This is a genomic window from Leptothoe spongobia TAU-MAC 1115, assembly GCF_018739885.1.
Lineage (GTDB): Bacteria > Cyanobacteriota > Cyanobacteriia > Phormidesmidales > Phormidesmidaceae > Leptothoe > Leptothoe spongobia.
The window spans coordinates 43,533-57,391 of the sequence record NZ_JADOES010000035.1; the positions used below are offsets into that span (position 1 = coordinate 43,533).

General features: G+C 49.0%; 9 protein-coding genes. 5 read left to right on the forward strand and 4 right to left on the reverse strand.

The genetic code is table 11. From position 1 onward, the window contains the following. The first annotated feature begins 246 nt into the window (after positions 1–246). Entirely contained in the window at positions 247–3,738 is a 3,492-nt protein-coding gene (locus IXB50_RS15990; protein WP_215609990.1) for a GAF domain-containing protein, read from the forward strand. A gap of 8 nt (positions 3,739–3,746) precedes the next feature. On the opposite strand, the gene IXB50_RS15995 is transcribed toward IXB50_RS15990, so the two are convergent. The 3 genes from IXB50_RS15995 to IXB50_RS16005 form a co-directional block, all read right to left on the reverse strand. Further along, complete coding sequence (locus IXB50_RS15995) at positions 3,747–6,404, reverse strand: cation-translocating P-type ATPase (protein ID WP_215609991.1); 2,658 nt, start codon at positions 6,402–6,404, stop codon at positions 3,747–3,749. Between the two features lie 268 nt (positions 6,405–6,672). Further along, positions 6,673–7,242: a hypothetical protein gene (locus IXB50_RS16000; RefSeq protein ID WP_215609992.1), complete on the reverse strand. Its 570-nt coding sequence runs from the start codon at positions 7,240–7,242 to the stop codon at positions 6,673–6,675. Positions 7,243–7,655: 413 nt separating this feature from the next. Continuing rightward, complete coding sequence (locus IXB50_RS16005) at positions 7,656–8,312, reverse strand: rhomboid family intramembrane serine protease (protein WP_215609993.1); 657 nt, start codon at positions 8,310–8,312, stop codon at positions 7,656–7,658. Positions 8,313–8,876: 564 nt separating this feature from the next. Between IXB50_RS16005 and IXB50_RS16010 the strand changes: the two genes are divergently transcribed. The 3 genes from IXB50_RS16010 to alaS all read left to right on the forward strand — a co-directional run bounded on the left by IXB50_RS16010 (position 8,877) and on the right by alaS (position 12,946). Further along, positions 8,877–9,446: a pentapeptide repeat-containing protein gene (locus tag IXB50_RS16010; protein WP_215609994.1), complete on the forward strand. Its 570-nt coding sequence runs from the start codon at positions 8,877–8,879 to the stop codon at positions 9,444–9,446. Positions 9,447–9,475: 29 nt separating this feature from the next. Beyond that, complete coding sequence (locus IXB50_RS16015) at positions 9,476–10,168, forward strand: ATP-dependent Zn protease (protein WP_215609995.1); 693 nt, start codon at positions 9,476–9,478, stop codon at positions 10,166–10,168. Positions 10,169–10,306: 138 nt separating this feature from the next. After that, the gene (gene alaS / locus IXB50_RS16020; protein ID WP_215609996.1) at positions 10,307–12,946 is read left to right on the forward strand and encodes an alanine--tRNA ligase; all 2,640 of its coding nucleotides are present in this window, start codon (positions 10,307–10,309) and stop codon (positions 12,944–12,946) included. Between the two features lie 77 nt (positions 12,947–13,023). Here the strand turns inward: alaS and IXB50_RS16025 are convergent, their stop codons facing one another. After that, on the reverse strand, positions 13,024–13,224 hold the full coding sequence (locus IXB50_RS16025) for a hypothetical protein (protein WP_215609997.1): 201 nt from the start codon (positions 13,222–13,224) through the stop codon (positions 13,024–13,026). Positions 13,225–13,242: 18 nt separating this feature from the next. Here IXB50_RS16025 and IXB50_RS16030 point away from each other — a divergent pair, with 18 nt between their 5' ends. Further along, the gene (locus IXB50_RS16030) at positions 13,243–13,725 is read left to right on the forward strand and encodes a hypothetical protein (protein ID WP_215609998.1); all 483 of its coding nucleotides are present in this window, start codon (positions 13,243–13,245) and stop codon (positions 13,723–13,725) included. Positions 13,726–13,859: the final 134 nt, after the last annotated feature.

The following is a 13,859-nucleotide window of genomic DNA, read 5'->3' on the forward strand; positions in this document are numbered from 1 at the left end:
CTGGTATGACTGTTCGAATATCGACTGTACCAGGGCGTCAGGTTGTGTACTCTGCAAGATTTTCAGGAAATTTAAATTGCACCGTTGCTGATTTAGGGGATTAACCGATCGGTTAGACCTGTTATATGACAGCGTCTTTCAGATGAAATTATCCCAAGGTTCAGCAATGCCAAATTAAGAATTACTTGCAAGGCTAAACTGCCTGATTTGTGAAAATCATGTGCAGGCTACCAAGCGATTACCACCGTGACGTCCCAAAAGTTTAAAACCCTCGCTGATAGGATCAACATTATTCAGCGTCCATTAGCCCTTAATGCTATTTTTGACAATACGACGGTAGCGATTAGACAGCTGCTGAATGTGGACCGGGTCGCTATTTTCAAGTTTGACCCAGGCACCAATTTGTCAGGCGAATTTATTGTCGAAAATGTCGCTATGGGTGTTTCGTCTGTGCTCACCAAGCGGATCTATGACCATTGTTCTGGTGAGACGTTTACCGCTTCCTACCATCCAGACCAGGTCCAGGCGATAGCTGATATCTATACTGCTGATCTGAGTCCTTCCTATGTAAATATTTTAGATCAGTTGCAGGTGCGGGCCAATTTGGTAGTTCCTGTATTACAGGGGCAATTTCTATGGGGATTGCTTTGTGTCCATCATTGTCAGCATCCCCGGCCATGGCACCCAGAAGAAATTACGTTTGTCCAACAAATTGCTAAGCATTGTGGTGTGGCTGTACAACAGGCAGAATATCTTGCTAAATCCAATACTCAAGCTGAAGCTTTTGCCTATAGAGGTGTCTGTAAGCAAGCCTTGGCCGAAACGATTAGCAAAATTTGTCAATCCCTCGATATAGATGAACTACTTCAGACTGCGGTAACGGAGGTTCGTTCACTTTTAGTGGCGGATCGGGTAGCTATATATCAGTTTGATCCTGTTAAAAACTGGGAGGGTAAATTTGTTGCTGAGGATGTGTCCAGCAGTTGGCAATCTGTATTATCGGAGCAAGTAGACGCTCTCTGCTTTGGAGAATACTTTACGAACCGTTATAAGCCGAGACGAGTTCAAGTTGCAAGTGATATCTATGCGGTTGGGGGGAATGCCGATTACTCCAATATTTTAGAGAACTTTCAGGTTAGAGCGAATTTGGTGGTACCCATTCTACAGAGTGAGAAGCTGTGGGGACTGCTCTGTGTCCACCAATGTGAACGTACTCGACAGTGGAGTGCAGACGATATTAGTTTTCTGCAAAATATTGCTGAGCATTTCAGTGTTACTTTGCAGCAGCTTCAGCTGTTGGACCAGCTACGCTCTCAAACTGGGCAGCAAAAATCGCTGACTGGTGTGATCACACGCATTCGTGAATCTCTCGACTTAGAAACTATTTTTCAAACCACGGCTCAAGAGGTGCGACAACTGTTAAAAGTTGACCGGGTCGGTATTTTCTTCTTCCAGTGTGAAAAGGATTGGGAAGGGAAATTTGTTGCTGAAGACTATGGTGAAGACATTCCCTCAATTCTGGCTGAGAGGGTTGATGATCGTTACTTTGGAAGACATTATGCAACCCTCTATAAAGCAGGGCGGATGTATGTCTCAAACGATATTTATAAAAGTGGCTTCGAGGAAAATTTTATTCACAAGCTAGAGCGCTTTGGGATTAAGGCAAATGTAGTGGCCCCCATTATGAATGGCTCTGAGCTTTGGGGATTACTTTGCATTCATCAATGTCAGTCTCCACGAAATTGGCAGCTATCTGAGATTGAGTTTATTGAGCAAATTGCTCAACATTTGGGTGTGGCGCTTGAGCAATGGAGTCAGGTTGAACAACTGAAACTGCAGGCATCCCAGCTAACCTATATCTCTTCCCGTGAGAGAGCACTAGAACAACAGAAACTGCTCTCTCAAACCATTAATGCGATTCGTGATTCCCTACAAATTGAAGAGATTTTTGATACGACGACAAAAAGTATTCAATCGCTATTTAAGACCGATCGGGTTGTTATTTATCAGTTTAATGCTGATTGGAGTGGCCGCTTTGTTGCTGAATCGGTGGCAGAGGGGTGGCCTAAACTGGTTAATTCGTTGGGAACAATACAAGATACTTACTTAATGAAGACTCAGGGAGGGCGTTACGCCCGACAAGAAACCCTGGCGGTAGACGATATCCATAAAACGGATTATGAAGCATGTCATATTGCTTTGTTAGAAGATTTTCATGCTCGGGCCTATGCGGTTGTGCCAATTATGCAGGGCAACCGACTATGGGGGCTTTTAGGCGTTTATCAAAACTCTGGTCCCCGCCATTGGGAAACGGATGAACTTGACTTTTTGGCTCAGGTCAGTGCTCAGTTAGGGGTGGCTCTTAACCAGGCAGAAACCGTTGCGCAGGTGCGGGAACAGGCGGCAGCCTTACAAAAGGCGACGGAGCGACAAAGAGCCCTGTCTTTAACCGTTGATAAGATCCGTCAATCGCTGGATATTGATGTGATTTTTACCACGACAACACAGGCGGTTCGACAGCTGCTTGAGGTGGATAGAGTGGCAATCTATAGGTTTAATCCTGACTGGAGTGGAGTTTTTGTCGCTGATTCTATTGTGGATGGCTGGCGACCCGCTATGCCTGTTCTACCTATGATTCAAGATGTTTTCTCTAAACCCGATCAGGATGGTCATTTGCCTCGTAATGAGGTATTTGTGCCTATTTCTCAAGGGGAGAAACTATGGGGGTTGTTGATGGCTTATCAAACCTCTAAGCCTCGGTACTGGGATGATGATGATGTGGGGCTATTGGCCCAGGTGGGGACTCAGTTGGGTATAGCTCTGCAGCAAGCAGAGCTCTTAAACCAAACCCAACAACAAACAGCTCAGCTCAATCAAACATTGCAGACATTGAAGAGTACTCAGGCGCGATTGGTCCAGGGTGAGAAAATGGCTGGATTAGGCCATTTAGCAGCAGGAATTGCCCATGAAATTAACAATCCAGTGGGATTTATTTCTAGCAATCTAGAACCGATGCAGGAATATGTAACGGGTCTTTTAGAATTGCTGAAACTTTATCAAAAACAATATCCAGACCCCGATCTACTCATCCAGGAAAAGATAGACGATATCGAATTTGATTTCATTGTAGAGGACTTACCCAAGATCATGGAGTCCATGAAAATAGGAGCTACTCGTATTGTTGATATCGTGAAAAGTATGCAGGTCTTTTCTCGTGTGGATGAGTCGGCAGTTAAAAATGTGGATATTCATCGGGGGATTGATAGTGCATTGTTAATTTTGAAGCATCGTCTAAAGGCATATAAGAGACGTCCTGCGATTAATGTTGTGAAATTCTATGAGGATTTACCGTTGATTCAGTGCTATGCCAGTTACCTTAATCAGGTGTTTATGAATATTTTGGTAAATGCGGTTGATGCGGTTGAGGAACAAAATCTATCCGATGGCAACATACCAGAAATTCAGATTTCTACCCGTTGGCAGGAAAGTCCAAGGTCTTTACTGATAGCGTTTTCTGATAATGGTCCCGGTATTTCTGAGGATGCGTTGGCTAATATTTTTAATCCCTTTTTCACTACTAAGCCAGTGGGTAAGGGAACTGGCTTAGGGCTATCGATTAGCTATCAAATTGTGACAGAAATGCACCAGGGTAAGCTATCCTGTCAGTCTACTGTGGGTCAAGGTACAACATTTTATATTGAGATCCCGGTGGCGCTTTCCCAGCTGAGTGATGCTTAACAAACGGGTTATTTGATTACCACTTTCTTGAGCTCTACTGCCCAAAAGCTAATGGTGCCGAGCAGGAGTGCGATCGCAACCTGGCCCCCACTCAATGCCACCGTCGAGAAAAACACCTGACACACTGGTACATAAACCACCATCAGCTGTAGGCAGAACGTCAGCAATACGGCACCCAACAGCTTTTGATTGGACAGTAGCCCAATCTTAAACAGCGACTCTGACGATGACCGCACCGCCTCCGACAGGGCAATACGGGAAAAGGCCAGTGTGGTAAATACCATTGTCTGCCAGGTTGGATCGTCGTTGCGCCAATAGCCATTGGCCACCAGGATTAAAACACCCCCCAGGAGTAACCCAATCCAGAGAATATCGGTGCCCATACCTCGACTAAAAATACTCTCATTGGGGCGGTAAGGAGGTCGCTCCATCACTTGTCGTTCTGCCGGTTCAAAGCTTAGGGCTAGGGCCAGTAATCCATCTGCAATCAGGTTGATCCATAAAATCTGGATGGGCAATAGCGGGATCGGCATGCCCAAAAATGGAGCTAACAATAGCAGCCATAGCTGACCGACATTACCTGCCAGGGTGTACTTAATAAACTTACGGATATTGTCATAGATCACCCGTCCTTCTCTCACTGCAGCCACAATTGACGCAAAGTTGTCGTCTTGGAGTACGATGTCTGCCGCTTCTTTGGCCACATCAGTGCCGGTGATTCCCATCGCCACACCAATATCCGCTTGCTTCAGGGCTGGAGCGTCATTGACGCCATCTCCCGTCATCGCCACAATGTGACCGCGCCGCTGTAGGGCCTGAACAATTCTGAGTTTGTCTTCTGGTGTGACCCGTGCATATACCCCAGTTTCAGTGACATTGATGTCCAGATTCTCGACCGGCATTTTGCTGAGGGCTTGACCGGTGAGGATAGTGTCACTAATCCCTCTCGTAATCCCCAGGGTTTGGGCAATGTGCTGGGCGGTAAGGGGATGGTCCCCCGTAATCATTACCACTTGGATACCTGCGGTTTGGCAAAGATCAATGGCGTCTTTTACCTCTGAGCGCGCCGGGTCCATCAGGCCCATCAGACCGAGAAACACCAGCTGCTGTTCTAATTGGTCTGTCTCTGGCACGGTTGTCATGGGGCGAAAGGCCAGTCCCAACACCCGTAATCCTTGGTTGGCGAGACGATCGTGGGCGCTATAGATGCGCTGACGGAGGGCATCGGTGAGGACCTGGACCTGATTATTGAGCCACACCCGGTCCGTGGTGGTCATCAGACTGTGTAGTGCGCCTTTGCTAAAGATAACGGCTTGGGTATTCAGCGGCACTACCTGCTGCCAAATCTGCTGTAGAGCATCGGGTAGGGGCTGATCGCAACGATGACAGGTGGTCATTCGTTTACGGTCTGAGTCAAAGGGGATCTCATTGATACGAGGCCAAAGCTGATCGAGCTTGCGTTTGGGTAGACCCACTTGGGCCGCAGCAGTAACTAGGGCGGTTTCAGTGGGGTCACCAATGGCGTGATTGTTATCTAGGGAGGCATCATTACAAAAGGCCCCGCTCAGGAGTAACAACCTGAGAGCCTGGTTTCCGATGGAGCCATTATTGGAGAGATCGATCTGCTGACCGGCTATGTCTAGCACGGTCACGGTCATCCGGTTTTCTGTGAGGGTACCGGTTTTGTCAGAACAAATTGTTGTTACTGACCCTAGGGTTTCCACTGCTGGCAGATGGCGAATCAGGGCATGGCGCTTGAGCATCCGCTCGGCTCCCAGGGCCAGGGCGATGGTGACAACCGCTGGTAGCCCCTCGGGAACGGCCGCGACGGCAACGCTGACGGCTGTAAGCAGCATTTGTCGCAGCGGTTCTCCCTGCACTAGACCCATAGTGGCAATCACCAGGGAAATGGCAATGGCTCCTGCTCCTAGGACTTTACCCAGTTGGGCCAGACGCTTTTGGAGGGGAGTGGGTTCGGTCTCTACCGATTGCAGCATGCGGGCAATGTGGCCAATTTCGGTGCCCATGCCGGTTTCAGTGACGATAAAGGTGCCACGACCACGGGTGATAGTGGTGCTGTGGTAAACCATGTTGCAACGGTCGCCTAGGGATTGTTCTTCTGTAAAGACGGTAGTCGCTTGCTTGTCCACGGGGGCTGATTCCCCCGTTAAGGCGGCTTCTTGCACCTGGAGGTTAACTGTTTTGACCAGACGTCCGTCGGCAGGGACGACGTTGCCGGCTTCTAGGAGTACCAGATCGCCGCGTACCAACGCCTCCATCGAGCATTCTTGGACCTGACCGTCGCGTCGGACGCGGACTTTCGGTACGGCTAGCTTTTTGAGGGCTGCCATGGCTCGTTCTGCTTTACGTTCCTGGCGAAACCCTAGGACTGCGTTGAAAATAACAATGGCGAGAATTGCGATCGCATCCCGCAAATCCCCCACAATTACAGAGATAATTGCCGCCACAATCAGCATCACCACCAAGGGCTCACTGATTTGCTCCCACAGCACCTGCCAAGGAGATTTACCTTTGGTAGCGATTAATTCGTTAGGGCCATCGCGCAACAGCCGCTGGTGGGCCGCTGCAGTCGTTAATCCGTCCTCTAGATGGCTGTTAATCTGCCGTGTTACGACATCGGCTTCAAGTTGATACCAGTGACTCACAGTTGTTGCCCATTGTGCGAGATTGAGCTGCGAACTTCTCTACACCGTAAGGGTACTAGTTTAACGCCCCTATAGATAATGGTGGCGTTGTTTATTCTCGGTATGAATTAATCTGTCAAATACTGAATAAAGGTAGACAAGAGCGTACCCTAAATCAACAATGGCGATCATGGTTTAGTCCTTACATAGAGAATAAAGGGCTTCAGCGGAGGCATACATACCGCTAAAGCCCTTTATTCTCTATTCTGTATTCTGTGATTTGAAGCGATTAGTTTTGATATAGCAAGATGGACTGGTCTGGTTCAATCACCACCACTGTTGGTGCCGTCACATTACCGACAACGACCCCAGCGGCAGCACCTCCCAAAATCTCTAGGAAGTCAGCATCACCCAGCACTTCACCAATAATCAGACCACCAGCCGCACCGATGGCGGCATCTTCGATGATATCGCCTGTGCCGACTTGACGAGGGTCCTTGCGGTCAGTGAGAGTTTCTGACACTGCATTGAGGTCAAAAATGCGATCTCCCACTTCTGCCGAATCAGCCACATAGCGTAGACCACCATCCACCGGCTCAAATTGGCCTCGGATAATGCTGCCCTCAGGCAAGAAGCGATCGCCTACGGCTGTTCTATTTTCTAGACGTAGGTTGTACTCGTGGACATCGTCTTTATTGAGGTAGAGAGGTTCGTCACTGCGGATGACGGTGTTCAAGGTTTGAGTTGTCTGGGCGACAATAACGGGTGCGTTCTGCTCAATGGAGGTTTCCTGAGCCAGCACTGGACTAGCTATAGCCCCGAGAGAAATGAGTGTACTTGCAATTGCAATAGCTTTCATGGTGGATAACCCCCACTGATTCGTTAGCCTAATTCGTTAGCCTGATTCGTTAGCCTGTTCTAATCATCAGTTTCTGCTACAAAGATGAACAAGTTATGAGTTTTGGGTTGTTAATTCGTGAGTTGGTCATAGATGACTGCGGTCAATCATTTGAAACTCGGGCTTCACAACTTATTCAAATTTTAGCGTTGTGGTAGAAAATATGACAGGAAATTGCCTCGTAAAACTGATTGTTTGAACAGATTGATTAAACCAATCCACTGATGAAATAACACAAATAGCTATGCCAGCGTATTAACTGGCATAGCTATTTGTGTCGGTGTTATAACCACATCCTAATGACTGGCTGTTACAGTGCTCAGATATCACGCTGGCCTAGCGTGGGGGTGGATGTGCTAGTTGTTATAGATGTCCTACAGGTTGGCCAATAGCCCACTAATTTGCTCTAAAAATTCGGGACTAGAGGCGGCAAGTATGCCCCCTAGGAAACCAAACATGTGCCCTTCCCACGACAACGTTGTGTCACCTGAATCCGGTAGCATGGTCCAAAACTGGTCGCCATAGAGCAGCATGACAACAAATGCTAACCCGATGGTCATGAGCGTTACCTCCAGGTAGCCCCGTGCAATCAAGTAGCCCAGGTAGCCAAAAATTAGACCGCTGGCTCCCAGGTGAATCGCTGGGCGTCCAAAAACCCATGTCCCTAACCCACTGACGAGTAGGATGGCAAAGCTTAGGGCATAGAAGTTATCAATACCCTGCAGTAATACTAACCATCCCAAAATCGCAAAGGGTAAGGTGTTGGCAATTAAATGGCCCGCATTGCGATGGAGGAAAGGTGAAAACAAAATACCGAGTAGTCCTAGCGGTTCCCGAGGACGGATACCCAATAGCCGATTTAGACCGCCATTCAAATAAGCAAAATTTACAACACCCACCAACCAAGCCATAACAACACAGTCCCGTAGGACTTTGGCTTGGGTTTGCCAGTCGATGGGTACAAACATCGAGATAATGACCGTGCCCAATATCATATAGATAAGGACTAGCTGTTGCTTAACCCCTGTCATACAGAAAGCCTGCCAGAAAACCTGCTGCTACAAATTTTTCTTTGTCGCTGCTGAGCTGATATTTCTCTCATTAAAGATTTCACCAGTCGCCCAGGGTATGAAGCTAATGTCATTCCGAGGCCTAGCAACGGCAATGTTTAACTTGAAAGTAGAGGCACCCTGTAGCAATACCTCAGGGAAATGAGATACATCTACGTAGATTAACTGCTGTTTTTAACTTTACTTACATTTCCGTAAAAAACGCACAAAAAAATTGATGCTTAAACAAAAGTCAATACGACAAGTTGGAACTGCCTTAGGTGTGTCTAGAGGTGGGGCATTGTTTATTTGTTGAGTGAGTCGATTATCACCGGTGTTTGTGCTTGAGGTGTTCTGAGATACCAGAGACCTGAGATGGGGGCTTTTTCTGGTTGCTAAGGGCTGGGGAAATGCTACTGGGCTAAGTCTAGGATTGTAAGTATATTTACTCTGCAGGTTGTCCTAAGGGAAGTTAGGGCGTTTGCTATAGGATGAAATAGGTGGCATTGATGCCCGCAGTCTGAATAATTCACACGTGGAATAGGGATGAACGTAAAATCTTTGGCGACGGGTCTTGGTGCAGTGATGATCGTGCTGCTAGGGATGATAAGTTTTGCAGCTCCCAGCTGGGCATATCTGCAGGACGATGTGGACATGCTGCTAGAGCTAAGGGATTGCCCAGTCTGCATCCTGACTGAAGCCGATCTGTCAGGCGAAGATTTTGCTCGGGTGAATCTCAAAATTGCAGAACTGACGGGGGCAAATTTGAGCCATGCCAATCTGCAAGAGGCAAATCTGATGCTGACTGAGCTAAAAGAGGCGAATCTCAGCGAGGCGAATCTGGTGGAGGCATCTATGAACGGTGCTCGTCTTCAGGGGGCTAACCTTAGCGGTGCCGATCTCACCGGTGCAGTCTTGACCCAGGCCAATATCGATGGGGCTAATCTACAAGGGGCTAATCTACAAAATGCTGAGCTGACAGCAGCGATTATTGGTAATGCTGATTGGCGGAGGGCCAACCTCAAGGGGGCGAATCTGCGGGGGGCAACTTGGTCGGAAGCAATTATCTGTGACACTGTTTTGCCAGATGGTACGGTTGGCGATCGCAACTGTTAAGCCACGTCCACACTCACCTCAGCTAAACCATGAGTCAAATTACCCTAAACATCATCGCCGTCTCAGTTTTTTCGGTGACGATGCTGATCTTGCTAGGTCCATTGCTGTCGATTTCACCGGAAGGACTGGCAACGGTGACAGCGGCTCTGCTAGGGCTCGTCTCTATTGACCAGCTGGGTTGGCAGGGACGGGGAGGGACGTTGCTGGTGGATTGGTTATCCCAGCGCTCACCGGAGTATTGCGATCGCATCGTCCGCCACGAAGCCGGTCATTTCTTGACGGCCTACATATTGGGCATCCCCATCAATTCCTACACCCTGACCGCTTGGGAAACTCTGCAGTCAGGGGTAGATGGCAACGGCGGTGTCATTTTCAAAACCGACGATATTGATCGAGCGGTGGAAATCGGGAAAATCAGCCAGCAAGAGATTGACCGCTACTGCACCGTTTGGATGGCAGGCATCGCCGCCGAAGAAATTACCTACGGTGTGGCCCAGGGAGGGCGAGATGACCGGCTCAAGCTTAATCTACTGTGGCAGCAAATGAATCGCCCCTTAGCCGAGGTGCCTCTAAAGCAGCGCTGGTCCATGCTCCAAGCCAAAACCTTGATCGAAAAAGAGTCAAATGCCTACAGTGCTCTGATCGATGCCATGGCAGAGCGTCGTCCCGTAGACGAATGTTGTGAGCTGATCGAGCAGCACTTACAGTCGGTAGAGGCCTAACCCCTCGTTATACGGAACACCTTCGTTAGATAATGAATACATACAAAACCATTGCTGTTTCGTCACACTTGGTGCAACATCGGTCAGAATGGTAAAGCTTGATATCAACTAAGTCCCGCCAAGCGCGCCTGCTAAAAAATGTCTACGTCAAAGCCTGGGTTAAAAAAATCGGTTACCACTGGCGCTGGAATTCGCCAAGCCTTTCTCAAATTCTACGAAGATAAAGGTCACGCAATCCTGCCTAGTGCGTCACTGGTGCCTGAGGATCCCACGGTTTTGCTTACCATTGCAGGCATGCTGCCGTTCAAGCCGATTTTTCTAGGCCAGCGTAAATCGCCCGTGCCTCGGGCCACCACATCTCAAAAATGTATTCGCACCAACGATATTGAGAATGTGGGCCGCACCGCCCGTCACCATACCTTCTTTGAAATGCTGGGCAATTTCAGCTTTGGCGATTATTTCAAAGAGCAAGCTGTGGCCTGGGCCTGGGAGTTATCTACCAAGGTATTTAAGCTCAATCCCAAAAATCTGATCGTCAGTGTCTTTCGCGAAGATGACGACGCCTTTGCCATCTGGCGTGATCAGGTGGGCGTGCCGGTGAAGCGTATCATCCGCATGGATGAAGCAGACAATTTCTGGACTTCCGGACCTACGGGACCCTGTGGACCCTGCTCCGAAATCTACTACGATTTCCATCCCGAATTGGGGGACGACAACATTGACCTAGAGGACGATACCCGGTTTATCGAGTTCTACAACCTGGTATTTATGCAGTACAACCGGGATGCCGATGGCAACCTGACGCCGCTAGCCGCCCAGAATATCGACACCGGCATGGGCCTGGAGCGCATGGCCCAGATTCTGCAGAAAAAGCCCAATAACTACGAGACGGATCTAATCTTCCCCATTATCCAAACAGCGGCAGAGATTGCTGGAGTGGATTATTTTGCCATTGATGACAGTGCTCAGATTTCCCTCAAGGTGATCGGCGACCATGTGCGGTCCGTGGCCCACATGATTTCTGATGGCATTACTGCATCCAACGTCGGTCGCGGTTATATCCTGCGCCGGTTAATTCGTCGCGTCGTGCGCCATGGTCGACTGCTCGGTATTGAAGGAGCCTTTATCAATAAAGTTGCCGAAAGCGCTATTTCCTTGTGCGAGTCGGCTTACCCCGATTTGCGAGAGCGAGAAAGTGTGATCAAATCTGAGCTAGAGCGGGAAGAAGCTCAATTTCTCAAAACCCTGGAGCGGGGTGAGAAACTGCTGGCAGAGATTCTGGAGCGCAAGCCCAAGCAGATTTCTGGGGATGAAGCCTTTAAGCTCTATGACACCTTCGGTTTTCCGCTGGAGTTAACCCAGGAGATTGCCGAAGAAAATGGTCTCACGGTGGATGTAGACGGCTTCGAAACCGCCATGGCTGCTCAACGTGAGCGAGCTAAGAGCGCCCATGAAACGATTGATCTGCTAGCCCAGGGCAGCCTTAGTCAATTAGGGATTGATTCCACCAATTTTCTGGGCTATACCGACGTCACTAGCCAGAGCACAGTCAAAGCCATTTTGGCCAATGGTGCGACGGTGGATACGGCTGAAGCAGGCACTGAGGTACAGCTAGTCTTAGATAAGACCCCTTTCTACGCTGAATCCGGTGGTCAGATTGGCGACCAGGGCTATCTGGCTGGCGATAACCTGGTGGTGCGCATCGAGGATGTACAGAAGGACAACAATCTATTTATCCACATTGGTCGGGTGGAGCGGGGCAACCTATCCGTTGGCGACAGCGTCAGCGCCCAAATTGATCGGGCCTGTCGTCGTCGTTCCCAGGCAAACCATTCGGCCACCCACCTCTTACAGGCAGCTCTCAAGAAACTGGTGGATGGCACCATTTCCCAGGCAGGTTCCCTGGTCAGCTTTGATCGCTTGCGATTTGACTTTAACTGCCCCCGTGCCCTTACCTCTGACGAAGTACAACAGGTCGAAGCTCAGGTAAATACCTGGATTGCTGAGGCGCATGGTGCCCAGGTGGAGGTGATGCCCATTGCCGATGCCAAGGATAAGGGGGCGACTGCCATGTTTGGTGAAAAGTATGGCGACGAAGTCCGAGTAGTGGATTTTCCTGGGGTGTCCATGGAGCTTTGTGGTGGTACCCATGTGGGCAACACCGCAGAAATCGGTGTCTTCAAGATAATTGCCGAGGCAGGCATTGCCGCTGGGGTAAGACGTATTGAGGCGGTGGCCGGTCCGGCGGTGCTGGAATACTTGAATGTGCGGGACCAGATTGTGAAGGATCTAAGCGACCGGTTTAAAGCTAAGCCTGAGGAGTTGGTGGACCGGATTACCAATCTGCAGGGTGAACTGAAGACCACACAGAAAACAGTGGATGGTCTCAAGTCGGAGCTGGCATTACTGAAGTCAGATCAGTTGCTGGGCAAGGCAGAACCTGTGGGTAACTTCCAGGTGCTGGTAGCCAACATGGGCGAGGTGGATGCTGACTCGCTGAAAACAGCGGCTGAGCGGTTGTTGCAAAAGCTAGGGGATGGTGCCGTGGTGCTGGGCTCGATTCCGGCTGAGGGCAAGGTGAGTCTGGTGGCAGCGTTTAGTAAGCCTGTCATGGATAAGGGGCTAAAAGCAGGCAAATTTATTGGCGGTATCGCAAAGATGACCGGCGGTGGCGGTGGCGGTCGGCCTAACTTTGCCCAGGCGGGCGGGCGTGATGCATCGAAGTTGCCCGAGGCGTTGAATGCGGCAAAGGAGCAGTTACAGTCGGCATTGGAATGATTTTTCCATGGGTAGGGTGGGCATTGCCCACCATCAGCCGGTGAATATTCACTGAAATTATCAGTCGATGGAAACTCTCACAACAAACTAGATACCATCACAACGACCACACATTTCTCCTGCTGTTGAGCAGCCAGCGATTCCAGATCCTCTAGCGAGATGACATAACTCTCAGCTATTGATTCTGCATCAAAACAGGCAATAAATCCCACTGTATTGTCTGTTATCTTTCCACCTAGCCCAATGGCAATATCTCTCGCTTGTAGTAATTCGTCCATTTAATCTCTTTGTGAAAGGTGAAGGATTTACAGCGATATATCTTACAAGATAAACAACCCGTTATCTGTAAAGACGAGGTGACTTGGCGGACGTTTATGAATAACGGCGATAACTTGCTAGTCGCCCAAGATTCGGCAGGCAAGTTTAAGGTAGTCACCGTATTCCTTGGGTTTAACTATGGCAACACTGAGCAGCCAAGTTTTTTTCAAACGACGTGTCTAGGGGTGACGAGCGAAAAGCGCCCCCAGTATGCTGCCTCTTGGGAGAAGGCTATGTTGCGCCATCGAGGCGCGGTCAAGTGCGGTGAAATGCTAACGGAGTTTGAGGCGGAGCGGGCAGCAGGTATTGATCGGTCTTGGGAGTTTATTGATTGTCATGTTACGCCGGGAGAACTGCAATTTATGCTTAAGTCAGAGGCTGAAGCGTTGAGGGTCATGCCTAATGATCAAAAACATTGGAAGCGTCGAGGACGCATGATTATATTTTGTTTCGATATGTAAATTTATCTCTGTACAATTTATTGACTTGATTTTGTAAAATCATTGCCCGGTGGGCGGTGCCTGGGATGTTGGCTAAGCCTCTTTTACAATAGTGAAAGTTCATGCATTATAACTGTAAGCAGTTCGATTCCAAC